Raw genomic sequence first — 24,050 nt, forward strand, 5'->3', positions numbered from 1 at the left:
TGGGCGCTTTCTAACACGGGCTCCGGCGCTTGGGTAGGAACAGTGGCCAGTGAACAGACGGGACGCCCCTCATCAAAATCGGCTCAATGCCTGCGCCAGCTCCCGGGCGGCCTGACCGCTTTGCACGCCGGGGAACAGATGGGTGAAAGGCAAGGCCACGAAACGCCCTTCACGTACGGCGCGCAGGCGCGAGAGCACCGGGTCGGCACGTAGGGTTCGAATCTTCTGCTCGGCCGTGGACCACAGTGCATCAGCCAGCAGGATCACGTCCGGATCGCGCGCCAGCAGTTGCTCGCTGTTGGCGGTGAAGCCACCCAGATCGACGTCCTCGAACAGGTTGCGCCCCCCGGCAACGTGCAGCAACCGGGTGACCACGCCGCGCCGACCCTGGCTTTCCAGGCCGTTGCTGGCGCTGTCGAGGTAGAAGACATCCAGCAGTTGGCGGCCGGTCGCAAGCCGGCTCGCTTCGGCCAGCTCGGCGCGTTGCCGGTGGATCAGTTCCTGCGCCTTCTCCTGCTCACCGAGCAGGTCGCCCAGCGTCGTCAGGTCCGTCTCGACACCGCTGAACAGGTCGTCCTGCCACGCGCCACAACCGGCATCCAGCAGGTAGCTGGCGACGCCATGGCCGGCCAGTTCCTCGCGGGACAGGTTGCCCAGCCGGAAGGCCGAGGCGAAGCCCGCCACCACCAGGTCCGGTCGCTGCGCGTAGACCGCTTCCGCCGACGGATACTGGCGCGACAGCAGCGGCACGCCGCGATAGCTTCCCTTCGTCAGATCGAGATCATCATCGATGTACGCCACGCCGATCAGCCGCTCCCCGGCCCCGAGCGCCAGCAGCAGGTCGGCGGCGTGCTGGTTGAGGGCGAGGATGCGCTGCGGCGGGTGGTCGAGTCGCCAGGTTTGGGCGCAGTTGCGGTAGTCCTGGGCGGAGGCCGTCATTGCGCTGAGCATCACAGCCACCCCGAGCGCCTTAGCCAGCCTGTAGGAACGTGGGGGACGCCTAGTCATTGCTCGCGAACCTGCCCGGATACCCATGGCATCAAGCGGTTCGCGAGCAAGCTCACTCCTACGAAGAGCAACCTGTGCTTCATGGCTCACCGTCCACACGCAGTTCGTCCACCGACACGCCATCACGCAAATGCTCCGCCACCATCCGGCACACCTGCTCGTCACTGCGCAGGCCATACCAGACGCGTTCGGGATAGACCGTCAGCAGCGGCCCGCGATTGCACGGGAATTGGCAGCCGGTGCGGGTCAGCAGGGCGCCCTCGGCGTTCTCGTACAGATCGAGGCGGATCAGCTCGCGACGCAGGGTTTTCCACAACGGCAGCGCACCGCGCCGCACACAACGCGGCCCGGTGCAGAGGAGCAGGTGATGCCGGTGCGGCGGTGGCGCGGACCAGTCCGGCTGCGACGGCACTTCGCCGACGCCCTGGCAATCCAGCTGTTGCGCCGGATCATCAATCGCCGCCAGCACCGCCGCCGCATCCAGCCCGCGCCGGCCGAGCGCAGAAGCGGTGACCTTCGGCGGCGGCGCCTGCGGGTGCTCCGCGAACAAGGCAGCCAGTTCAGCCCGCAACCAGTCGAGATAGGCGCCGTCGCCGGTCGGTTCAAGGTCCACCAGCAGCAGTTCTCGCTCCTCGGCCAAGAGCTCGCGCACCCGCGCCCACAGCGAATTGAAACCCTCACCGGTATCGATGCACTCGACACCGGCAAGACGCGCCGACACCTCGCGGTGCAAGCGCTCGCCCTGGGCGCCAGCCAGCGGGCCGACCAGCAGAATGGCCTTCATCAGAAGCTGAAGGTGTAGCGCAGTTCGGCGGTGCGCGGGCGGCCTAGGTTGTCCACCTGGCGGATGCCGTTGCTGGTGCGACCAGTGGCGTAGTCGCGGTCCAGCAGGTTCTCCAGCAGCAGGCTCAGACGGTGCGCGTGGGCAGCGTCGAGGTAGCGGTAGGCGTCGCCGTCGAGCACCGTGTAGTGGCCATAGTCGTCGTCCTGGGCGCTGACGATGGAGCCGATATAGCGCGTGGCAAGGCCCGCCCCCCAGAGGCTGTCGTCATAGCCCAGGCGCACACGGGCGAAGAAGTGCGGGATGTTGTTCACCGTCACCCCCTCACGGCTGTCCACCAGGTTGCGCGTGGCGTCGGCCGAGACCTGCCAGTGCCGGCCAACCTGCAACTGACCGTTGGCTTCGATGCCCCGTACGGTGATCTCGCCGTTGCCGTTCACCCACTGATCGCCCGCGAGGGTGATGAGATCGGTGATCTCGCGGCGGAACAGCGTGACGCTGCCGCTCCACGGCTGCTCGAACAGCTCGCCGTTGTAGTCCAGGCCCAGCTCGGCGTTGCGGCTGCGCTCGGGCTTGAGGTCGCGGTTGCCGACTTCATCGCCCGGCTCGTTGACGAACAACTGCTCGGCGGTGGGCAGCTTGAAGGCGGTGCCGAACTGGCCGCGCAGCTTGAGCTGCTGCGTGAGGTCGTAAAGCGAGGTCAGCATCCACACGGTGGCGCCTTCACCGCCGGAGATTTCCTCGCGGCGCACGCCCAGGCTCGGGTGCCAGTCGGGCAGCGCCTCGATGTTCGGCCGCAGCTGGGCGTAGAGCGCGTGGGACTCGGCCTTGTCGTTGTCGATGATCAGCACATCGTCCTGGCCCTTGTACCACTGGTTGTCGTTGCCCAGGACCAGCTCGTGACCGCCCGCCAGCTTCGCCTTGCCTTCGAGCTGCGCGCCCCAGTCGGTGAAGCCCCAGTAGTCGTTGTGATTGAGCACCTGGGTGCCGCCGCCCTGCAGGTTGTAGACGCGGTCGTAGCGGGTATCCCAGTCATTGATGTGGGTCTTGGCGAACCAGCTGAAGTCCTCGCTGACGCTCTGCTGGAAAGTCGCCGTGGCAATCTGCTGCACGCGGTTGTTGCTGGTGTGGTGGTTGGAAGTTGGCCGGGCGAAGTCCAGCTCGGCGTCGGCGTACTGGTAGAACAGCCCCAGCCGCGAGGCATCGCCGATGGCCTGGATGGCCTTGGCGCCGAATACGTTGACGTCGTAGGAGCGACGCTTGTCGCTCACCGTGTCGGTCATGTCGCGGTCGCGGTAGGGCTGGTAGCCGTCGGAGCGGTTGTGGCTGACGTAGGCCATCAGGCCGAGGTCGCCCAGGCCGTTCTGCGCGATCTTCTCGGCGCGGGCATCACCACTGCGGCCCTTGAAGGTGTCCAGGCCGAGATTCACTTCGCCGGCCGCCTCGCGGCTCCGCGCGCTGCGGGTGACGATGTTGATCACCCCGGACACCGCCTGGGTGCCGAACAGCAGGCCCTGGCCGCCCTTGAGCACTTCGATGCGCTCCACCGCGGTGGTCGGCAGGGTGTCGATGTAGATGCCGCCGTAGAGGCGGTTGTTCAGCCGCACGCCGTCCAGCAGGATCAGCGTGTCGTCATTACGCCCGCCGAGCAGTGAGTAGGTGCCGTAGTCGAACGGTCCGTTCTTCGGCGCAACGAACAGGCCGGGCACGACCATCTGCAGCACGCGGGTGATGTCGGCGCTGGGGCCGGCGCGTTCGATCTGCTGGCGGTCGATGACCTCCAGCTTGCTGCCGTAGCGGGCCATGTCGGCCACGGTGGTGGATTCCACGGAAGGGCCGCTGACGATTTCATCGGCCAGGTCGAGCGGCGCCGCAGCGAGCTGCGAGCCAAGGACACAGAGAGGAAGGACAGAACTCCAGCGCAGGACACGCCGGTTCAGGAACGAAGAATGTTGCAAGGTGATCGCCTCGAAATCGGGATTTCGCAGGCGGCGCAGCGACACCCGGAACGAGCGCGCCCCGGGAACCGGCTCACGCCCGCCCACCGCGGGTTTGCCAAACAGGTTCCAGGCCGGTCTCCGGGCTTGCGAGGGTCATGAAACGTCCGCCTTCCCATGCCTGAGCACAGTGGCCTAGTGGATGCTTCGCTCGCTTACCGTTGCGGGGGCAGCGCCGGACTGGTCGCACGAGGGCGACGCACCGGCTTCCCGTTTCACCCCACGCACGGCGGCGGGGGGCACCTGAAACGGGGCGAATCTGAACACTTGGCGGACGAAAGCGTCAAGCGCAGGGGTTGGGCAGGATGTTGCGGGCTTGGCGCGAAAGCGCGGGATCAGTGCCAGGGATCGTAGGTGCCGAAACTCCAGATGTGCCCTTCCGGATCACAGCAGGTGAAACCCTGGCCGCCGTAGTCCTCGTCCTTGATGTCGATGACGATCTGCGCGCCGCCGTCCACTGCCGCGCGATACAGCACCTCGGCATCCTTCACCACCACGTAGATGCTCTGCGTGCAGCCGCCCATCTCGTCGGGCTGGCGCATCAGCCGGCCGTATTCGTTGTCGTGCAATGACCCGAGCATCACCAGCCCGCTGCCGTCGGCCAGCGCCAGCTGCGCGTGGGCGATGCCGCCATGATCATCGGCGACCACCAGTTGCCGCTGGAAGCCGAAGGTGGCGCACAGCCAGTCGATGGCCTGGGGCGCATCGCGGTAGCGCAGGCAAGGGATGACGCTGGGGCGGGCAATGGGAGCGGGCGTGGACATGGCGGTCTCCAGCAAGAACGGGCGCGATGATCTGAGCATAGTCACCCGTTTTCGCCCCTCAGCGCCATGCGGCGACCAGCAGCAAATCGGTAAGCCGCATCGAAGCGCAATTTCCTGCAAGACCGCTCGACGGGTCGGTCGTAGTGTCGACGCAACGATCCCAAGGAGAACACCACCGTGACCCAACGCCAACCGATCAACCTGCAGGCCAAGCTCGACCGCATCAGTGAAACCTGGCAACCACGGGTGATCGCCGAGATGAACGACTACCAGTTCAAGGTGGTGAAGCTGCAGGGCGACTTCGTCTGGCACAGCCACGCCGACACCGACGAGACCTTCATCGTGCTGGATGGCGAGCTGCGCATCGACTTCCGCGACGGCCCGCTGACCCTGCGCGCCGGCGAACTGTACGTGGTGCCCCGCGGCGTGGAGCACAAGCCCTACGCCGAGCACGAGGTGCAGGTGATGCTGATCGAACCGCGCGGGGTGCTGAACACCGGCGACCAGGGCGGCGAACGCACGGCGGAGAATGATCGCTGGGTGTGACCGTCGATCGACGGCATCGTGCGCCGCCGATCAGCGGCATCTCGCCTTCGGGCGACGGCTGCTATGCCTGACGGGAGGAAACCGCTCCCAGCCGGCGGCTGTAACGCCTGGGAAACAACAGGCGTGACTCTGGCGGCGGTACCGATTCGGGTCCGCGACACTTGACTGCCCGGACCCGGGCCAGAGGTGCGACATGCTCTATCTGGTGAGTTGGACCATTCCCATGGAAAACCGTGATGCCGCCATCGAGCGCTTCCTCAAGAACGGCGCACTGCCGCATGCTGCGGTAAAGCTGCTAGGCCGCTGGCATGCCGTCGGGCACATGCTCGGCTTCGGGTTGGCCGAAGCCGAGAGCCCTATCGAAATACAACGCTGGATGATGCAGTGGAACGATCTGCTGGACATGCAGGTTCATCCTGCCCTCACCGACCAGGATCTGGCACCGCTGATGATGGAGCTGATGCAGCAGAAACAGGCTGCGCTCAATCGCTGAGTGCGCTCGCGCCAACCTTCGCCCCGAAGCGCTTGCGATAATCGCTCGGCGCCATCCCGGTGATCTTGCGGAAGGTGCTGCGGAACGAGCCCGGATCGAGGTAGCCGACCGTATAGGCGATGTGGTCCACCGTGCCGTTGGTGAATTCCAGCAGCTCGCGCGCCTTGCCTACCCGCAGGTGCTGGCAGTACTCGGTGGGCTTGAGCCCGGTGGCGGCGCGGAAGCGGCGCAGGAAGGTGCGCTCTTCCAGTCCAGCCTGGGCGGCCATGGCAGCGAGGCTGACGTCCACCGCGCCGTTGCCCTGCAGCCAATGCTGCACCTTGAGGATGGCGGCGTCGCCATGCCCCAGCAGCGGGGCGAAATTGCTGCCGCATTGCTGGGCGCTGTCGCTGTGTTCGACCACCAGGAAACGTGCGGTGCGGTTGGCGATGCTCGGGCCGAGCAGGCGGTCGACGATGCGCAGGCCCAGTTCGGACCAGGCCATCAGCCCCGCGGAGGTGATCAGGTCGCCGTCGTCCACCATCGGCTTGTGCGCTTCCAGGCGCACGCGCGGGAAGCGTTCGGCGAAGGCCTCGGCACCACTCCAGTGGGCTGTGGCGCTGCGGCCGTCAAGCAGCCCCGCCTCCGCCACCAGCAGGCCGCCGATGCACACCGAGCCTACGATGGCGCCCTCGCCGTGGCGCGCGGCGAGCCAGTCGGTGAGATTGCGCAGCGGCGCGGCGTCGGGCAGCCCGAACAACGAGGGCGGCACCAGCACGGCGACCAAGCGACTGTCGGCGCCTGGATGCGTGTCGAACACACGCCGCGGCTCACCGCCGTCCTCACCGGACCAATGGCTGACGCGCAGTGCCGGCAGCTGCTGCGCGGCTTCTTCGCCGGCGATGCGCTCGGCCACCGCGAACAGGTCGGTCAGCCCATGCAGCGCCGCCGTCTGTACACCGGGATAGAGCAGCAACCCGATCTCGACGACGCTCCGTTCCACAGCCATTGTCAGTTTTCCCCCGGTTATTGTCGTTCCGGCTGATCACCGCGCGGCGCGCGGCGAACCATACTGGTCGCACTTCCTCACCACTCAATAAGGAATTCGGAAATGGCCAAGCAAGCGCTCATCCTAGTGGATATCCAGAACGACTACTTCCCTTCCGGCAAGTGGCCGCTGGTCGGCATCGAAGCCGCCGCCGACCATGCAGCCAAGGTACTGGCCGCCTTCCGCGAGCGCGGTGACCTGGTGGTCCACGTGCGCCACGAATTCGAAAGCGCCGACGCCCCGTTCTTCGCTCCCGGCAGCGACGGCGCGAAGATCCACGGCAAGGTCGCCAATCTGCCCGGCGAGCCGGTGGTGCTCAAGCACTTCGTCAACTCGTTCCGCGACACCGACCTGAAGGCCATCCTCGACCAGCACGGCGTGGAATCGCTGGTGGTGGTCGGCCACATGAGCCACATGTGCGTGGATGGCGCAGTGCGCGCCGCCGCCGACTTCGGCTACCCGGTGACCGTGCTGCACGACGCCTGCGCCACCCTGGACCTGGAGTTCAATGGCGTGAAGGTTCCGGCAGCCCAGGTACATGCGGCGTATATGGCCTCCCTGGCATTTGCCTACGCCGAAGTGGTCTCCACCGCCGAATACCTGAATCGCTAATCAACCCGTTCGGCAAAAGCGGCCTCCCCGAAGGCCGCTTTTCGTTCAGAAGCGCTCCGTAACACTGCCGACGAACCGGTGCAGCAGGACGTGAGAAGCTGCGAAACACTCCGCCGGCTTTCCGCTATCATCGGGCCACATTCGCCTGCCGATAAGGACATCCCATGAGCGTTTCTTCGATCATCACCCTCGCCATCATCGCTGGCGTCATCTTCCTGCTGATCAGCGTGTTCAACCGCCTGGTGGCGCTGCGCAACCGCTACCAGAACGCCTTCGCGCAGATCGAGGTGCAACTCAAGCGCCGCTATGACCTGATCCCCAACCTGGTGGAAACCGCCAAGGCCTACCTCAAGCACGAGCGCGAGACGCTGGAAGCGGTGATCGCCGCGCGCAACGCTGCGGTGGCAGGTTTGAAGGCCGCTTCCGAGCAACCCGGCGACGCCGGCCGCATGGCGCAACTGGCCGCCGCCGAGAACGCTCTGGGCGGCGCCATGGGCCGCCTGAACGTGACCCTGGAAGCCTACCCGGACCTCAAGGCCTCGCAGAACTTGCAGCAGGTCAGCGAGGAGTTGTCGAGCACCGAGAACAAGGTCGCCTTCGCCCGCCAGGCCTACAACGACTCGGTGATGGAGTACAACACCTACCGCCAGTCGTTCCCCGCCAACTTCCTGGCCACCACCTACGGCCACAGCAAGGACGCCAGCCTGCTGGAGTTCGAGGACAGCAAGGTCATCCAGGCCGCGCCGAAAGTCGCCTTCTAAAATCCTGGCGCAGGAAGCGCGATGAACTTCTTCGAACACCAGGACCGCGCCCGCAAGCAGACCGGGCGCCTGGTCCTGCTGCTGACTGTCGCAGTGGTCTGCCTGGTCACCATCACCAGCGTCGCTCTGGGTTGGCTCTGGCGACATCTGGGCGAACCGGCGCTGCACCTCACCTCCCGCGCCTCCCTGCCCGACCCGGAGCTGTACCTGTCGGTGGCCGCCGTAATCATCGGCGTGGTCGTCCTCGGCGCGTTGTACAAGCAGGTGCAGTTGAGCGCAGGCGGCAAGGTGGTGGCCGAGAGTCTCGGCGGTCGCCTGCTCAACCTCAGCGCCGGCAACGCCGATGAACGCCGTCTGCTCAACGTCGTCGAGGAAATGGCCCTGGCCTCCGGCTCGCCAGTGCCGCCGGTGTACGTGCTGGAAGATGGCTCGATCAACGCCTTCGCCGCCGGGCTGACGCCACGCGACGCGGTGATCGGCATCACCCGTGGCGCCATCGAGCAGCTCGACCGCAACGAGCTGCAGGGCGTGATCGCCCACGAATTCAGCCATATCCACCACGGCGACATGCTGCTCAACACGCGGCTGACCGCCCTGCTCCACGGCATGCTCCTGCTCGGCCTGATCGGCGGGATGCTGTTGCGCGGCTGGAGCGAAACCAGTACCGGCATCCGGGTCAGCAGCCGGAGCAGCAGCAACGACAAGAACGGCGGCGGCAGCGTGGTACTGCTGGTGATCGGCGCCGGCGTGGTGCTCTACGTGCTGGGTTATGTCGGAACCTTCTTCGGCCACCTGATCAAGGCTTCGGTGAGCCGCCAGCGCGAGTACCTGGCCGACGCCTCGGCGGTGCAGTTCACCCGCGATCCCTCGACCATCGCCGGCGCGCTCAAGAAGATCGGTGGCAACCCGCTGGGCGCCCTGCTCAGTGCACCACGCGCGGCCGAGTTCAGCCATATGTACTTCGGCGATGGCGTGGGCAGCAGCTGGTTCGACACCCACCCACCGCTGAAGGAGCGCATCCGCCGCGTCGAGCCGGGCTGGGACGGTCGCTTCCCGAAGTTCGAGCCGCGCCTGGACGTGGCACTGATGAACAAGGAAGCCTGGACCGCCGCCGTCACCGGCCAGCCTTACCAGCCCAGCGCCGTGGAAGTGGCCGTGGCAGCAGTCGGCGCGCCGACTGCTGCCCACCTGCTGGAAGCGCGCAGCACCCTGCAACGCCTGGATGAGCGCCTGCAACGCGCCGCCCACGACAGCGAAGGTGCCGAGGCTCTGATCTACGGCCTGCTGCTGGACAGCGAGCCCGGCCTGCGTGCGCGCCAGCTGGAAGAGATCAAGAAGCGCCTGAACCTGAGCCTGGCGCTGCAACTGGACCTGCTGGAAGAGTCGCTACTGCGACTCGATCCCGGTCAGCGCCTGCCGCTGCTGGACCTGGCGATGCCGGCGCTCAAGCAACTGGACGCCAAGGCCTTCCTCGCCCTGCGCGAGAACATGGCGCTGCTGATCAAGCTGGACGGCAAGGTGAAGCTGCTGGAGTGGACCCTGCTGCGCATCGTCGAACGCAACCTGCGGCCGGGCGGCGGAAAGATCGGCAACGTGGCGCTGGCGGAGCTTGCCGAAGAGTCCGCGACACTGCTGGCCTTCCTCGCCCGCGTCGGTGAAACCAGCGATGCGGAAACCGCAGAGGCGTTCGCCGATGCCTGGAGCGGCCTGCCCTTCCCGCCTCACCCCTTACCGGCGGATGGCAGCCTGCGTGACCTGGAAGGCGCTCTGAAAAAGCTGGAGCAACTCAGGCCGCTGCAGAAGCCGCAACTGCTCAAGGCGCTTGCGCGCTGCATCGAGCACGACGGGCGCATCAGCACCGGCGAGGCCGAACTGATGCGCGCGGTGGCGGATATCCTCGATTGCCCGATGCCGCCGTTGTTGGCCGGCTGACGCTCCAGCACGTAGGGCGGATAACGCTGCCGCGTTATGCGCCCTACGAACATCACAGGCGCGAGACAAGGGCGCTTCCTGTAGAAGCGGATTCATCCGCGATGGATTTCGCGGACAAGGTCCGCTGCGTTGCGGTTCGCGAGCAAGCTCGCTCCTACAAAGAGCCGAATATCCCAACCTCCCGATCCCCGGCTCTGGCTCTGGCTCTGGCTCTGAAGACTTCCAGAGAAATATCCGCGCACGCCGAATGCCCCGTTCAACGAGGGAATTTTTCGCCTAAGCGAAAAACCGGATGTCCGGGGCAAGACCTTTGCCTACTTTGCGTGGGGCGGCCATCCGTCGCTTGGCAAAGTAGGTCGCCCGAGGGGGCGAAACCACAGAGTCCACGCGCACGCCAAAGCGGCGCTGAAACACCCAAGCCAACGCAGCGAACCTGCAATACCACAGCAAAAAAAACGCCGACCCAGCCGATGGGTCGGCGCAATCGAATACGTAGTCACCCGCATATCGCCAGCGAGCCCATCGTCCTAGGATGGCCGTCACCACTGACGCCGGACTGCGCTCCATGCCCCACATCGCCATCGACTACACCGCCAACCTCGCCGACGATCTCGCACCGCTGGGCCTTGCGCAAAAACTCCACGAGGCCGCGCAGAGTCTCGGGGTGTTCCCCATCAACGGCCTGCGCACCTTCGCCCGCGCCATCGGGGAATACCAGGTGGGCGCGAACACTAAGAACGAAGCCTTCATCAATATCCAGGTCCGCATCGCCCCCGGCCGCCCGGAGGAGTTGCGCCAGCGCATCGTCGACACGCTGTTCGCCACCGCCGAGCAGACCCTCGCCGCGCTCATCGAAAAACGCCCCGTCGGCCTGCAACTGGAGATCACCGAGTTCGACCGCAGCCTGACCCGCATGGCCGGCAGCCTGCCCAGCGCCTGATTCGGCACGAAAAAAAGGGCCTCCGCAGAGGCCCTTCTTTCATTCGCTCAACCGCGCATCAGGCACGGCTGGCGACGCTGCCCTGCTCTTTCGGAGCCAGATTTTTAGGAGCAAGGTTCAGCGCGTAGTACAGCACCGTCAGCAGCACCAGGAACGCCGGGCCGATGTACAGCGCGATGCGGGTGTCCTCGAAGAAGGCCATGAGCACCACCACCAGCACCAGGAAGGCCATGGCGAGGTAGGAGCTGAGCGGGTACAGCCACATCCTGAACTGCAGTTTGCCGGCTTCGGCGGCGGAGAGGCCGCGGCGGAATTTCAGCTGCGCCAGCAGGATCATCGCCCAGGTCCAGATCGCACCGAAGGTGGCGATGGATGTCACCCAGGTGAACACCTTCTCGGGTACCAGATAGTTCAGCAGCACGCCCAGCAGCAGCGCGAAGATCGACAGCAGCAGCGCATTGCGCGGCACGCCGCCCTTCGAGGTCTTGGCGAACACGGCCGGCGCCTGGCCATGCTGGGCGAGGCTGTAGAGCATGCGGCCGGTGCTGAAGATGCCACCGTTGCAGGACGACAGCGCGGCGGTGATCACCACGAAGTTGATGATGCCGGCGGCGGTCTTGATGCCCATGCGCTCGAAGGTCATCACGAAGGGGCTGCCCTGGGTGCCGATCTCGTTCCACGGGTAGATCGACATGATCACGAACAGCGCGCCCACGTAGAACAGCAGGATGCGCCAGAACACCGAGTTGATCGCACCGGGGATGGTCTTCTGCGGGTTCTTCGCTTCACCGGCGGTGAGGCCGATCATCTCCACGCCCAGGTAGGCGAACATCACCATCTGCAGCGACATCAGCACGCCGGTGATGCCGTGGGGCATGAAGCCGCCGTTGCTCCACAGGTTGGAGATGCCGGTGGCGATGCCACCGTTGCCCAGGCCGAAGAAGATCATGCCGGCGCCGGCCAGGATCATGGCGACGATGGTGACGATCTTGATCAGCGCGAACCAGAACTCGAATTCACCGAAGGCGCGCACGGCGATGAGGTTGATGGTGCCCATGCTCGCCAGCGCGGCCAGTGCCCAGATCCAGCGCGGCACGTCAGGGAACCAGATGCCCATGTAGATGGCCACCGCGGTGATTTCCGCGACGCAGGTCACCAGCCAGAGGAACCAGTAGTTCCAGCCGGTCAGGTAGCCGGCCAGCGGGCCGAGGTAGTCCTGCGCGTAGCGGGCGAAGGAGCCGGCCACCGGATTGTGCACGGCCATCTCGCCGAGGGCGCGCATGATCACGAGGATGGCGAGACCGCCGATGATGTAGGAGAGCATGATGGCCGGGCCGGCCATCTGGATGGCCTTGGCGGAGCCAAGGAACAGGCCGACGCCGATGCAGGCGCCCAGGGCCATGAGACGGATGTGCCGCTCGTTGAGATCCCTTTGGAGATCGTGGGACGACATGGTGATGCAACCTCATTTTGTTCTTGGGAGTAATCAGCTGCGGACTCTGAGTGCAGTCAGGGTGCGGAACCACCGGAAAGGCTTCGCCACCGCGCCGGGAGGCACGGAGAGAGAAGTGTCTGGCAGTTCCAGGACGGCACACCGGAAGAGGCTGCCCGCTCTTGTGAAGCGGACGTGGGCATTGCGGGAGGACCACGGCTGAGGTCGCGGGCGAGTGTTACACAAGTGTGTAGGAAACGTCTGCACCACCAAGGTGCAATGTGACCAAAGGAATAGCGGCGTATCGCCACATCCACGCGCCCGGCCAGGGCCGTTTTAGAGCGGTTCAGCCCGCCAGCGGCTGCAGTTCCAGCAACAGCGAGCAGGCCTGGCCGGTGCCCGGATGGCGCGGTTCGCGCAGCTGCCGCAAACGCCAGCCGCTGGCGGCCAGCAGCGCCAGCCAGGACTCCAGGGTGCGGAAGAACCAGGGCATCGGTGAGTGGAACTCGCCACCGAATGCGGCGAAGGTTTCCAGGCGCCAGCCATCGGCATAGGGCTCGTCGCCGCAGGCGGTCCAGGGGTGAACGGTCTGGATCAGCAGCCGCCCGCCGGGGTTGAGCCGCTCACGCAATGCGCCGAGCAACGGCGCGATGGACTCATCGAGTAGCGCGAAGTTGCAGACCAGCACGTCGAACTGGCCCAGGCTGCTGCCGGACTCGATCAGCGCCACGTAATCCATCACCTCGAAGCGCCCCTCGCCTGCAGCCTGCGCCGAATCGATCAGTGGCGCCGAGGCATCCACGCCGACGCACTCGCTGCCCCGCTCCGCCAGCGCGCGACACAACCAGCCTTCGCCGCAGCCGATATCGAGCACGCGCCGCGCTGGGCCATCGGCGATAGCGCCGAGGATCGCTGCGTCAGTGACCAGCCGCCGGCTTTCGATACGCTGCTCGCGCACCGCACGGGTCCAGGCATCGGCGTTGGTCTGCCAGCTCTGGCGGATTCGGGCGTCGTGATCGGTCATGGTCTGCTCCGTGCGATCGCGCGCATGGCGCGCATGGCGCGCTCCTACAAAGGCTTCAACACCTTGGGCACCGCCAACCCCTTGGGTGGCGGCGTCTGCGGCAGCGCTTCACGGCAGCCGGCGTCACGGAACGGCCCGCCGATCTTCTGCCAGCCACTGCCCGGCGACGTCTGCTGGCAGGTGTAGGCGCCATCGAGCTTGCTCTGCCAGCGGTAGAACGGCATGGGCGCCGCCTGGGCGCTCAAGGACGCCAGCAGCAGCGCTGCCAGAGGCAGAACACGGGGCAGGCTGCAAGGCAGAAAAGGCGAACGCATGGGCAAGGGTTCCTGTCGAAGTCAGTACATTGCACCTGCTGGCCGTCGGCAAATCAATCCGCACGGCCATGAACGGTGCCAGCCGGTGCGCAGTTTTTTTGCCGCCGACTACGCTGGAAGTTAGGAAAGCCGCGGGGGAAGCGGGTTTCGCGGCGCCAGGATGGCGCCGGCCATCACGTGGGCGGAGTCCGCTACCTGGGCTGTCGTACAAGCAAGGGCGGGGCGTGAAGATGGGCAACTCGAAGCATTCCGGTACGCAAGTGGCAGGTCAACCGGGAAGTCTGGGGCCCGGCCTTTCCCCGCAGAAAGTGCATCACCACCGTTTCCTCATCCTCTTCCTCTTTCTCCTGCCGTTGCTGGCCGCCATGGGCGCGGCGCTGCTCTATGAAGCGCGCACCTCCAAGCTGCAGGCGCGCGAGCTGGCACGCTACGCCACCGGGCTGACCTGGAGCCTGGAACAGGGCGGCACCGGCGACGTGGTCTATCCCCAGGGCGGCCCCTTCGACCGGCGCCTGGGTTACCAGCAGCTGCCGAGCTTCCTCGGCCGCTTGCACGAGCGCAATTTCGTCACTCTGAGCCAGGCGCGCTTCTCCGATCCGCTGATGCAGTACACCAGCCACGGCATGTTCCCGCCCTACCCGGAGAAGGCCCAGGCCGGCGTCGACATCGCCGACTGCCGCGGCCTGCCGATCTACAACTTCCGCTACCCGCAGCGGCTCTACGCCAACTTCGAGAGCATCTCGCCGGCCATCGTCAACAGCCTGCTGTACATCGAGAACCGCGATCTGCTCGACCCCGACCGTCCCTACCTGAACCCGGCCATCGACTGGAGCCGCTTCACCCAGGCTTCGGTGGCGCAGGTGGGCAAGCTGGTCGGCCTGGGCAATCACGCGCCCGGCGGCAGCACCCTCGCCACGCAGATCGAGAAGTACCGCCACTCCGAGGACGGCCGCACCAACTCCATCACCGACAAGCTGCGGCAGATGGCTTCGGCCAGCGTGCGCACCTACCAGAACGGCGCGGAGAATATGGCCGCGCGGCGCAACGTCGCCCTCACCTACCTGAACTCCGTGCCGCTTTCGGCGCAGCCCGGTTACGGCGAAGTCAGTGGCCTGCCGGACGGGCTGTGGATCTGGTACGGCGCCGACTACCAGCAGGTCAACAAGCTGCTCAACGCCCCGCCCGGCTCCGGCGCCGAACTGGCCGCCCAGGGCAAGGCGCTGCGCCAGGTGGTGTCGCTGATGATCGCCCACCGCCGGCCGTCCTGGTACCTGGCGCGCGGCCGAGAACAGCTCGCCGTGCTGACCGACAGCTACCTGCGCCTGCTGGCGCAGAACAACGTGATCGCCCCCGAACTGCGCGACGCCGCACTCAAGCAGAAGCTTACGTTCCGCGATCCGCGCAGCGAGCCGAGCTTCACCCCGCTGGAGAACAACAAGGGCATCGGTCTGGCCCGCACCCGCCTGGCCGGCATGCTCGATGTGCCGCTGTATGACCTCGACCGCTTCGACATGAGCTTCACCACCACCCTGCAGCATGAGTTGCAGGAGCAGGTCACCGGTTACCTGCGGCATCTGTCCGACCCGGAATTCGCCGAGCAGATCGGCCTGTTCGGCGAGCACCTGCTGTCCAAGGACAAGACCAGAGACGTGCGCTACAGCTTCACCCTCTTCGAGCGCACTCCCAGCGGCAACCGCGTGCGCGTGCAGACCGACAGCACCGAGCAACCCTTTGACATCAACGAAGGCAGCAAGCTGGAACTGGGCTCCACCGCCAAGCTGCGCGTGCTTTCCACCTACCTGGAAACCATCGCCGACCTGCACCAGCTGTACGCTCCGATGAGCGTGGCGGAGCTGAAGAAGGTGCCGGTGGAGCCGCTGGATTTCCTTACCCGCTGGTCCATCGACTACCTGATCACCGCCAAGGACCGCGACCTGCCGGACATGCTCGCCGCCGCGCTGCAGCGCAAGTATTCCGCCAGCCCCTACGAGAGCTTCTTCACCGGCGGCGGCATCCACACCTTCAGCAACTTCCGCAAGGAAGACAACGGCCGCATCCCGACCCTGCAGGACGCCCTGCGCGAGTCGATCAACCTGCCCTTCGTGCGCCTGCTGCGCGACCTGGTGCGTCACGACATCTACGCCAACGAGGGCAGCAAGGTCGCCGTGCTCGCCGACGACAAGGACCCGCGCCGGCAGGACTACCTCGACCGCTTCGTCGACAAGGAAAGCCAGGTCTACCTGCTGCGCTTCTGGCAGAAGTACAAGGGCAAGGACAACGACGCGCGCCTGAGCACCTTCCTCGACGGCCTGCGCGCCTGGCCGGTGCGGCTGGCGGCGATCCACCGCTACCTGCAGCCGCAGGCGGATGTCCCGACCTTCGCCGCCTTCCTGCAGGATCGCCTGAAGCAGGGCAAGTACGCCGGCGACAAGCTCACCGACAAGCGCATCGAGGACCTCTACACCCGCTACGGGCCGGGCGCCTTCAACCTCAACGACCAGGGCTACGTGGCCCGCGTGCACCCGCTGGAACTCTGGCTGCTGGGCTACCTGCAACGCCAGCCGGCAGCGACCTTCGCCGACGCCGTGGCCGCCAGCAGCGCCGAGCGCAAGGAAGTCTATGGCTGGCTGTTCAAGTCGCGGCACAAGTACGCCCGCGACAAGCGCATCCGCATCATGCTGGAGGTGGAAGCCTTCCTCGACCTGCATGAACAGTGGAAGCGCCTGGGCTACCCGTTCGACCACCTGGTGCCATCGCTGGCCACCGCGCTGGGCAGCTCGGGCGACCGCCCGGCGGCGCTGGCGGAGCTGATGGGGATCATCCTCAACGATGGCGTGCGCCTGCCGACCCTGCGCATCGACAGCCTGCACTTCGCCGCCGCCACACCCTATGAAGTCACCCTCGGCCCGGAATCCGGCAATGGCCGCCAGGTGATGCGCTCGGAAGTGGCCCAGGCCCTGCGCACGGCGCTATCCCAGGTGGTGGATGCGGGCACTGCGCGGCGTCTGTCCGGCACCTTCAAGCTGGCTGATGGCAATGCACTGGTGATGGGCGGCAAGACCGGCACCGGCGACAACCGCATCGAGAGCGTCACCCGCAGTGGCTGGGTGAAGAGTTCGAAGGCGATGAACCGCACGGCGACCTTCGTCTTCTACATCGGCCCGCGCCACTTCGGCACGCTCACCGCCTACGTGGCGGGCAGCGAGTCGGACGGCTTCAAGTTCACCTCGGCGCTACCGGTGCAAGTGCTCAAGGGCATGGCGCCGCTGCTGACCAGCTACCTGGAACCGGGGATCAGCACCGGCTGCCAGGAGCGGCTGGACAATCTGCGGGTGAGTTGGCGCTGAGCCAGGAGGCGGGACTGTCGTAGATCGCATACACCGGCGCTCCTACAAAATCTCCGTGCTCGCCGGCCGCCCCCTACGCACGCCCCGCCATCAGATACTCTGCACGCTCTTCACGTACAGCGCCTCGACCTGCTCCCGCGCCCACGGCGTGCGGCGCAGGAAGGTCAGGCTGGACTTGATGCTCGGGTCGTTCTTGAAGCAGCGCACGTCGATGCGCTTGGCCAGCCCGTCCCAGCCGTACTGCGCCACCAGCTGGTTGAGGATGGCTTCCAGGGTCACGCCATGCAGCGGGTTCTTCGGTTTGTCGTTCATCTTCGGTGCCGTCGTGGAGAATGCGCGGCACCTTACCATCAAGCATCAGCCACAGGCGATCAGGCCCGCAACCCGGCCACGCCCCCCACGATCAGGGCGACCGACGCCAGCTTGGTCAGGGTCAGCGCCTCGCCCAGCAGGACGAAGCCGAAGAATACCGTCCCCAGCGTGCCGATGGCCGTCCAGACCGGATAGGCGATGCTCACCGGCAACTGGCGCATCGCCAGGGTGAGGAAGAAGATCCCGCCGATCACCGCGACCACCGTCACCACGGTCGGCAGCGGTCGGGTGAAGCCTTCGGCGTACTTCATCGACACCGCGAACATCACCTCGAACACCGCCGCCACCATCAGCATCGCCCAGGCCATCACGCACGCGCCCACTCGCTCTCGGCGAGATCGGCCAGGGCCTGCTCGGCCTGTTGATAGGAAGCGCGGAAGGCTTCGGGATTGCCCTCCTCGCCCTCCGCGGCGATCACCTGCACGTCCTCGATGCCGAGGAAACCCAGCGCCACACGCAGCCAGGTATCGGCGTGGTTCATCCATTCCAGCTCGCCGCCCGGCCCCATGCCGGCGCCGCCGCGGCTGGTGACGATCAGCGCCTTGCGCCCCTTGAGCAGCGGTTCGTATTCCGCCTCCCCGTCCTTCAGGTGCAGGTCGAAGGTGCGGCCGATGCGGACGATCTGGTCGACCCAGGCCTTCAGCCCGCTGGGCACGCTGAAGTTGTACATGGGCGTGGAGATCACCAGCAGGTCGTGGGCGAGCAGTTCATTCACCAGCTCCTCGCTCAGCGCCAGCTCGGCCTGCAACTCGGCCGGGCGATGCTCTCGCTGCGGGTGGAAGGCGGCGGCGATGAAGCCTTCGCTGACGTGGGGCAGATCGGCACGGCCGACCTCGCGGCGGGTGAGTTGCGCCTGCGGCAGCGCGGCGAGAAAGCCCTCGGCCAGGCGACGGGAATGCGAGCGGTCGGCGCGGGGGCTGGCGTGAATGGCGAGAATCCTGTTCATCTGTCGTTCCTTGCTGAAGGTGTACACTGCGGAAGCCCTGATTGGCCTCCTGTTGCCGCCTAAGCTATTTCCAGCCGTATTGCCGGACAACTGAGGGGATTTCCTTCCAGATGAATTCAACTCATCCATGGAGCGCACCATGTTCGCCAACCTGCCGCTTCCCGCCCTGCGCACCTTCGAATCCGCCGCGCGCCAGCTGAGCTTCAAGGCCGCCGCCCAGGAGCTCGCCGTCACGCCCACGGCGGTGTCCCACCAGGTGCGCGCGCTGGAGGAATGGTTGGGCCTGCCGCTGTTCGAGCGCCTGCCACGCCAGGTGCGCCTGACCGAAGCCGGTGAGCGGCTGTTCCGCAGCCTGCATGGCGCGCTACTGGAGGTATCGCAATCGGTGGACAGCCTGCGCCCGCAGCGCAGCGCCAGCAGCCTGACGATCTCCACCACCCCGGCCTTCGCCGCGCTGTGGCTGGTGCCGCGCCTGGGGCGCTTCTACGCGCGCTACCCGCACATCCGCCTGCGCCTGGACAGCCAGTGCGAACTGCTCGACCTGCAGCAGGACGCCAGCGTCGACCTGGCGATCCGCTACGGCTTCGGCGACTACCCGCGCATGCACAGCCAGTTCCTGCTGGCGGAGCGCTTCGCCGTCTATGGCGCGCCGGCACTGGTGGCCACCGCCGACGTGGAAGTACCGGAGATGATCAGCGTGCGCTGGCACAACTCCGAGCTCTACGAGCGCGGCTGGAAGGCCTGGTGCCAGGTGGCCGGCGAGCAATGCCTGCTGGCCCAGGCAGTGCAGCGCGAATACGACGAGGAGTTCTACGCCCTGCAGGCGGCCATCGCCGGGCAGGGGCTGGTGCTGGCCAGTTCGCTGCTGGTGTCCGAGAGCGTGGAGAAAGGCCTGCTGGTGCCCTACCGCCCGGAAATCAACGTGCCCGGCGCCAGCTACACCGCGCTCTGCGTGCCGGGCCGCGAGCGCCACCCGCCGGTGCGCGCGTTCCTCGACTGGCTGGCCGAGGAAGCCGCGCAAGCCGCCGACCCGCTGATCGACAACGCTGCCTGAGCCTGCCGCTGCGCCCGCGCAGGGCGGCATTCGCCGTGCGCGATGGGCAACCCGTGGGTAGAATCAGGCCCGCCGCAACAACAATTCTTCTTTGCCAGGGACACGTCTTTCGCGTGATCCGCAGGCACGGCCTGAGCCCCACTTCACCTCAGGATTCCCATGACCACCGTGCAAGAAACCCGCTCCGGCAGTTGGCTGAACGTCATTGCCCTGGCCATCGCCGCCTTCATCTTCAACACCACCGAGTTCGTCCCGGTGGGCCTGCTCAGCGACATCGGCGCGAGCTTCGACATGCGTCCCGAACAGACCGGGCTGATGCTCACGCTCTACGCCTGGGTCGTGTCGCTGGCCTCGCTGCCGCTGATGCAGCTGACCCGCAACATGGAACGCCGGCGCCTGCTGGTGGTGATCTTCTGCCTGTTCATCGTCAGCCACGTGCTCTCGGGCTTCGCCTGGAACTTCACGGTGCTGATGATCAGCCGCTTCGGCATCGCCTTCGCCCACGCGGTGTTCTGGTCGATTACCGCGTCGCTCGCGGTGCGTGTGGCGCCGCCGGGCCAACAGGCGAAAGCCCTCGGCCTGCTGGCCACCGGGACCATCCTGGCGATGGTGCTGGGCATCCCGCTGGGCCGCGTGCTGGGCGAAGCGATGGGCTGGCGCACCACCTTCCTGGCGATTGCCGGCGTCTCGGTGGTCGTGGTGCTCTGGCTGGCCCGCGCGCTGCCGCTGCTGCCGAGCCAGAACTCCGGCTCGCTGCGCAGCCTGCCGCTGCTGTTGCGCCGCCCGGCGCTGGTGTCGATGTACGTACTCACCGTGCTGGTGATCACTGCGCAGTTCACCGCCTACAGCTACATCGAGCCGTTCGCCCGCGAGGTCGCCGCACTGGACAGCCACAAGACCACCCTGCTCCTGCTGCTGTTCGGCGGCGCCGGGATGTTCGGCTCGATCCTCTTCAGCCGCTACAGCGAGCGTTTCCCCCGCGCCTTCCCGTGCCTGGCCATCGCCGTGCTCGGCGGCTCGCTCCTGCTGCTGATGCCGCTGGCCCATTCGCCCACGGCGCTGCTGGGCCTCAGCCTGTTCTGGGGGGCGGCGATCCTCTGCTTCGGCCTGGCGTTGCAGGCGAAGGTGCTGCAGCTCGCCCATGACGCCACTGACGTGGCCATGGCGATGTTCTCCGGCCTGTACAACGTCGGCATCGGCGGCGGCGCGTTGCTGGGCAGCCGCGTGGCGGTGGGTATGGGGCTAGAATGGATCGGCTACGTCGGTGGCGCGCTGGCGATGGTCGGCCTGCTGCTGTGCCTGTTCGCCTGCTGGCGCTACGCGGTGGCGATGAACGGCGGGCACGCCTCGCACTGAAACATCGGTGTTCCCTGTAGGTGCGGGCCATGCCCGCGACCACGCGCATGGCGCGCTCCTACAGGGAGACCCGTAGCTCACCCCGATAAGAGAGCCACAAAAAAGGCCGCGCCCCTCACGGAGCGCGGCCTTTTTCATTCAGCGAAGTCTCAGCGGCTGGTCACGGCAGTGCCGGTCGACTGAGTGGCTTCGGCGTATTCCGCCTCGGCTTCCTCGAAGCGCTGGATCATCGCCTTGGACGGCGCGGAGCCGAGCAGGCTGAAGACCACGATGGAAACGCTGGAGAGGATGAAGCCCGGAATGATCTCGTACAGGCCAAGCCAGCCGAACTGCTTCCAGACGATCACGGTGACCGCGCCGACGATGATGCCGGCCAGCGCGCCATTGCGGGTCATGCCCTTCCACAGTACGGAGAACAGCACCAGCGGACCGAAAGCGGCGCCGAAGCCGGCCCAGGCGTAGGACACCAGGCCCAGGACGCGGTTGTCCGGGTTGGCGGCCAGGGCGATGGACACCAGCGCCACCAGCAGCACCATGGCACGACCGACCCACACCAGCTCCAGCTGGCTGGCGTTCTTGCGCAGGAAGGCCTTGTAGAAATCTTCGGTCAGCGCCGAGGAGCACACCAGCAGCTGGCAGCTCAGTGTGCTCATCACCGCGGCGAGGATGGCGGACAGCAGGATGCCGGCGATCCACGGGTTGAAGAGGATCTTCGCCAGCTCGATGAACACGCGCTCGTGGTTCTCGCCCACGGCACCGGCCTGCTCCGGGTGCGCCTGGAAGTAGGCGATGCCGAAGAAGCCCACGGCGACCGCGCCGCCCAGGCAGAGGATCATCCAGGTCATGGAGATGCGGCGGGCAGCCGGAATCGACTTCACCGAATCAGCGGCCATGAAGCGCGCCAGGATGTGCGGCTGGCCGAAGTAGCCCAGCCCCCAGGCCATCAGCGACAGCACGCCGACGAAGGAAGCGCCCTTGAACATGTCGAAGTTGGCCGCGTCCTTCAGCTCGATGGCAGCGAAGGTCGGCTCCACGCCGCCGGTGGCGAACAGCACGATCACCGGGGTGAGGATCAGCGCGAAGATCATCAGCGAAGCCTGCACGGTGTCGGTCCAGCTCACCGCCAGGAAGCCACCGACGAAGGTGTAGGCGATGGTCGCGGCGGCACCGGCCCACAGGGCGGTCTCGTAGGACATGCCGAAGGTGCTTTCGAACAGGCGGGCGCCGGCGACGATGCCGGAGGCGCAGTAGATGGTGAAGAACACCAGGATCACCAGCGCGGAGATCACGCGCAGGATGCGGCTGTTGTCCTCGAAGCGGGTGCTGAAGTAGTCCGGCAGGGTCAGTGCGTTGCCGTTGTGCTCGGTGTGCACGCGCAGGCGGCCGGCGACGAACAGCCAGTTCAGGTAGGCGCCGCAGATCAGGCCGATGGCGATCCAGCTTTCCGAGATGCCCGACAGGTAGATGGCGCCCGGCAGCCCCATCAGCAGCCAGCCGCTCATGTCCGAGGCACCGGCCGACAGCGCGGTGACGAAGCTGCCGAGGCTGCGGCCACCGAGGATGTAGTCGGAGAAGTTGTTGGTCGAACGATAGGCAGCCAGGCCGATCAGAACCATGGCCGCAATGTAGATCACGAAGGTGATCAGTGTTGGCGTGTTGACGCTCATGGGGACTCCCCTACAGCTTGTTTTTATCCGGGCTCGCGGGGTATCGCGGGCCTTGTCTGGCAGCCGGCGTGGTTGACGCCGGCCGGTTAGCGCTTGCTCACAAGCAGACCGGGTTGCGCGTGGGGCCAAACCGGCACCGAACCGCTACGCCTCCCGACGCAGGCACGCCCTCGTCCTTGCTGGCGTCTTCCTGCAGCCACCGTCTCACCACGGCGACTTCCGCCCCGCCTTCGCCGGTAAGCGAGGTGCGGGCCGTTTCCCGGGCTGGGCCCGGTGATCCATCAGGCGCCGGAGTCGGCGCCAGCACTCCGGCAATGCGGAGCACGCCGTCCCATGGACAGGCGGCACGGCAGGCCGGAGCGATTCGAAACTGGGTTCACGCGCGCATGGAGGTGCGGCAGGGGGTGGCCGGCGCACGAGGGCGCGGATTGTACAGAAAGCACCGGAGCGAATGGCGCCGCTGGTCCGAGGGCGGACGGCGCAGGACCACGGGCGGGCGCTGCGGGCCGGGCCGTGGCGGGCTGTGCAATGACAGCGATCGCGCAGCCAGGTGCGGGCGCGCTACAAGCAAATGCAGAACCGGTGATGGGCATGCTGCCCCTCCCGCGTATCGAGCTGGCTGTTGTTCTTGGTATGACCGGGTTGCACCTGCAACACGGTGGGCGGACTCTATGGGTTGCACCCAACGGAATTCTTGCTGAAAGCTCTGGAGTTCTTGCAAAAGACTCCGACACCCGAAGGTCGACAATTGACGGTTCGATCAGCAATCCAGGTCGCGCAGGCCGACGGATTCAGCAGCGGCGCAGGCTGCCTGGGGTCAAGCCGAGGTATCGGCGCATCGCGGTGGTCAGCGCGCTCTGGCTGGAAAAGCCGCATTCGCCGGCCACGCCGACCAGCGGCAGATCGGTTTCGCGCAGCAGGCGCGCAGCGCGATCCAGGCGCTGGCGCAAAAGGTACTGGTGCGGCGTGAGGCCGACGCGGTCCTTGAACTGCGCGTGGAAGTGACTGGGGCTCAGGCAGGCCACCTGCGCAAGCTCCGCCACCGTGATACGCCGCGACAGGTGGTCGGCGATATAGCCGTCCAGCCGCTCCAGGTCCAGCGGCCCCTGGCGCGGCGCGCAGTCCTCGCCGAACAGACGCAGGTGCAGCGCGCGCAGCAGCACGCCGCCGAGGGCGCGGGCGAGCAATGGGTCATCGCCGTAGCGGGCGATCTCCGCGCCGGCGTAGCTGAGCAGGTGCTGGAAGTCCGCATCCAGGGTCGGGTAGCGCGGCATCTCGAACAACCGCGCCAGTAGCTCGCGATCCTGCTCGCCGGTGCCGGCCTCGTTCAGATCGAGGATCAGCATGCGGTTGTCGCCGAGCCCGGCGAACTCGTGGGCAACATCACCCGGCACCAGGCAGGCGCGCATCCGGCAGACCTCGCCACCGGCGCCGCCGATCTCGAATTCCGCGCGGCCGCTCAGGGACATCACCAACTGGTGATGGTCATGGGCGTGCTGGTCGGTCTGGTCGGACAGCGTGGCGAGGCGGGTATTGAACATGGCGCTGGGCTGATCAAATTTTGAGCATGGTACGGGATTCGACCAGGCCTGCCCAGCGCACAGGTGCAACCGGGCGCAACTCCAGGGATACGCAAGCACTAAAGCATCTAAGCCGGAAAATCTTGCTAACCGATAG

22 protein-coding genes and 1 riboswitch are annotated in these 24,050 nt (G+C 66.4%); of the genes, 9 read left to right on the top strand and 13 right to left on the bottom strand.

Annotated elements, in window-relative coordinates; all coding sequences use genetic code 11:
- Nucleotides 1–72: 72 nt before the first annotated feature.
- The 4 genes from IB274_RS03650 to IB274_RS03665 all read right to left on the bottom strand — a co-directional run bounded on the left by IB274_RS03650 (nt 73) and on the right by IB274_RS03665 (nt 4,550).
- The gene (locus tag IB274_RS03650) at nt 73–951 is read right to left on the bottom strand and encodes an ABC transporter substrate-binding protein (protein ID WP_192430696.1); all 879 of its coding nucleotides are present in this window, start codon (nt 949–951) and stop codon (nt 73–75) included.
- 136 nt (nt 952–1,087) lie between these two features.
- On the bottom strand, nt 1,088–1,792 hold the full coding sequence (locus IB274_RS03655) for a (2Fe-2S) ferredoxin domain-containing protein (RefSeq protein WP_192430697.1): 705 nt from the start codon (nt 1,790–1,792) through the stop codon (nt 1,088–1,090).
- A complete protein-coding gene (locus tag IB274_RS03660) occupies nt 1,792–3,648 on the bottom strand; it encodes a TonB-dependent receptor plug domain-containing protein (RefSeq protein ID WP_225614675.1) in 1,857 nt (618 codons plus the stop codon). The genes IB274_RS03655 and IB274_RS03660 overlap by 1 nt, the downstream gene beginning before the upstream one ends.
- A gap of 192 nt (nt 3,649–3,840) precedes the next feature.
- Nucleotides 3,841–4,048, bottom strand: a riboswitch (cobalamin riboswitch).
- A 73-nt stretch (nt 4,049–4,121) separates the two neighbouring features.
- Nucleotides 4,122–4,550, bottom strand: coding sequence for a VOC family protein (locus IB274_RS03665; protein WP_192430699.1), 429 nt, complete (start codon nt 4,548–4,550; stop codon nt 4,122–4,124).
- A 177-nt stretch (nt 4,551–4,727) separates the two neighbouring features.
- Between IB274_RS03665 and IB274_RS03670 the strand changes: the two genes are divergently transcribed.
- Both IB274_RS03670 and IB274_RS03675 read left to right on the top strand, forming a co-directional pair.
- Nucleotides 4,728–5,096, top strand: coding sequence for a cupin domain-containing protein (locus IB274_RS03670; RefSeq protein ID WP_192430700.1), 369 nt, complete (start codon nt 4,728–4,730; stop codon nt 5,094–5,096).
- 193 nt (nt 5,097–5,289) lie between these two features.
- Entirely contained in the window at nt 5,290–5,589 is a 300-nt protein-coding gene (locus IB274_RS03675; RefSeq protein WP_192430701.1) for a DUF3303 domain-containing protein, read from the top strand.
- On the opposite strand, the gene IB274_RS03680 is transcribed toward IB274_RS03675, so the two are convergent.
- On the bottom strand, nt 5,579–6,577 hold the full coding sequence (locus IB274_RS03680) for a GlxA family transcriptional regulator (protein ID WP_192430702.1): 999 nt from the start codon (nt 6,575–6,577) through the stop codon (nt 5,579–5,581). The genes IB274_RS03675 and IB274_RS03680 overlap by 11 nt on opposite strands.
- A gap of 102 nt (nt 6,578–6,679) precedes the next feature.
- Between IB274_RS03680 and IB274_RS03685 the strand changes: the two genes are divergently transcribed.
- The 4 genes from IB274_RS03685 (at nt 6,680) to IB274_RS03700 (ending at nt 10,861) form a co-directional block, all read left to right on the top strand.
- Complete coding sequence (locus IB274_RS03685; protein WP_192430703.1) at nt 6,680–7,228, top strand: cysteine hydrolase family protein; 549 nt, start codon at nt 6,680–6,682, stop codon at nt 7,226–7,228.
- Nucleotides 7,229–7,392: 164 nt separating this feature from the next.
- The gene (locus tag IB274_RS03690; RefSeq protein ID WP_192430704.1) at nt 7,393–7,989 is read left to right on the top strand and encodes a LemA family protein; all 597 of its coding nucleotides are present in this window, start codon (nt 7,393–7,395) and stop codon (nt 7,987–7,989) included.
- Between the two features lie 21 nt (nt 7,990–8,010).
- Nucleotides 8,011–9,921, top strand: coding sequence for a M48 family metallopeptidase (locus IB274_RS03695; protein ID WP_192430705.1), 1,911 nt, complete (start codon nt 8,011–8,013; stop codon nt 9,919–9,921).
- A gap of 565 nt (nt 9,922–10,486) precedes the next feature.
- Nucleotides 10,487–10,861 (top strand): 5-carboxymethyl-2-hydroxymuconate Delta-isomerase, encoded by a 375-nt coding sequence (locus IB274_RS03700; protein WP_192430706.1) that lies wholly within the window; start codon nt 10,487–10,489, stop codon nt 10,859–10,861.
- A gap of 58 nt (nt 10,862–10,919) precedes the next feature.
- Here IB274_RS03700 and IB274_RS03705 read toward each other — a convergent pair whose 3' ends face one another.
- The 3 genes from IB274_RS03705 to IB274_RS03715 form a co-directional block, all read right to left on the bottom strand.
- Nucleotides 10,920–12,314, bottom strand: a complete 1,395-nt coding sequence (locus tag IB274_RS03705; RefSeq protein WP_139791530.1) for an amino acid permease — start codon at nt 12,312–12,314, stop codon at nt 10,920–10,922.
- A 325-nt stretch (nt 12,315–12,639) separates the two neighbouring features.
- Complete coding sequence (locus tag IB274_RS03710; protein WP_192430707.1) at nt 12,640–13,317, bottom strand: class I SAM-dependent methyltransferase; 678 nt, start codon at nt 13,315–13,317, stop codon at nt 12,640–12,642.
- 44 nt (nt 13,318–13,361) lie between these two features.
- The gene (locus IB274_RS03715) at nt 13,362–13,631 is read right to left on the bottom strand and encodes a hypothetical protein (protein ID WP_151186144.1); all 270 of its coding nucleotides are present in this window, start codon (nt 13,629–13,631) and stop codon (nt 13,362–13,364) included.
- A gap of 230 nt (nt 13,632–13,861) precedes the next feature.
- Here IB274_RS03715 and IB274_RS03720 point away from each other — a divergent pair, with 230 nt between their 5' ends.
- Entirely contained in the window at nt 13,862–16,978 is a 3,117-nt protein-coding gene (locus IB274_RS03720) for a transglycosylase domain-containing protein (RefSeq protein WP_192430708.1), read from the top strand.
- Between the two features lie 90 nt (nt 16,979–17,068).
- Here the strand turns inward: IB274_RS03720 and IB274_RS03725 are convergent, their stop codons facing one another.
- From IB274_RS03725 to IB274_RS03735, 3 genes are read right to left on the bottom strand one after another with little or no spacing between them, the layout of a single operon-like run.
- Nucleotides 17,069–17,290 (bottom strand): VF530 family DNA-binding protein, encoded by a 222-nt coding sequence (locus tag IB274_RS03725; protein WP_192381716.1) that lies wholly within the window; start codon nt 17,288–17,290, stop codon nt 17,069–17,071.
- Nucleotides 17,291–17,349: 59 nt separating this feature from the next.
- Nucleotides 17,350–17,658, bottom strand: coding sequence for a DMT family transporter (locus IB274_RS03730; RefSeq protein WP_192430709.1), 309 nt, complete (start codon nt 17,656–17,658; stop codon nt 17,350–17,352).
- Nucleotides 17,658–18,296, bottom strand: a complete 639-nt coding sequence (locus IB274_RS03735) for an FMN-dependent NADH-azoreductase (RefSeq protein ID WP_151186142.1) — start codon at nt 18,294–18,296, stop codon at nt 17,658–17,660. Before IB274_RS03735 ends, IB274_RS03730 begins: the two co-directional genes overlap by 1 nt.
- 139 nt (nt 18,297–18,435) lie before the next feature.
- Between IB274_RS03735 and IB274_RS03740 the strand changes: the two genes are divergently transcribed.
- Both IB274_RS03740 and IB274_RS03745 read left to right on the top strand, forming a co-directional pair.
- Nucleotides 18,436–19,350, top strand: coding sequence for a LysR substrate-binding domain-containing protein (locus tag IB274_RS03740; RefSeq protein WP_192430710.1), 915 nt, complete (start codon nt 18,436–18,438; stop codon nt 19,348–19,350).
- A 159-nt stretch (nt 19,351–19,509) separates the two neighbouring features.
- On the top strand, nt 19,510–20,706 hold the full coding sequence (locus IB274_RS03745) for a sugar transporter (protein WP_192430711.1): 1,197 nt from the start codon (nt 19,510–19,512) through the stop codon (nt 20,704–20,706).
- A gap of 149 nt (nt 20,707–20,855) precedes the next feature.
- Here IB274_RS03745 and putP read toward each other — a convergent pair whose 3' ends face one another.
- Together putP and IB274_RS03755 are read right to left on the bottom strand one after the other, a co-directional pair.
- Nucleotides 20,856–22,373: a sodium/proline symporter PutP gene (gene putP / locus IB274_RS03750; RefSeq protein WP_192430712.1), complete on the bottom strand. Its 1,518-nt coding sequence runs from the start codon at nt 22,371–22,373 to the stop codon at nt 20,856–20,858.
- Between the two features lie 791 nt (nt 22,374–23,164).
- Complete coding sequence (locus IB274_RS03755; protein WP_192430713.1) at nt 23,165–23,914, bottom strand: AraC family transcriptional regulator; 750 nt, start codon at nt 23,912–23,914, stop codon at nt 23,165–23,167.
- Nucleotides 23,915–24,050 lie beyond the last annotated feature (136 nt).

Origin of the sequence: Pseudomonas sp. PDM18, assembly GCF_014852585.1 — a bacterium.
GTDB lineage: Bacteria > Pseudomonadota > Gammaproteobacteria > Pseudomonadales > Pseudomonadaceae > Pseudomonas.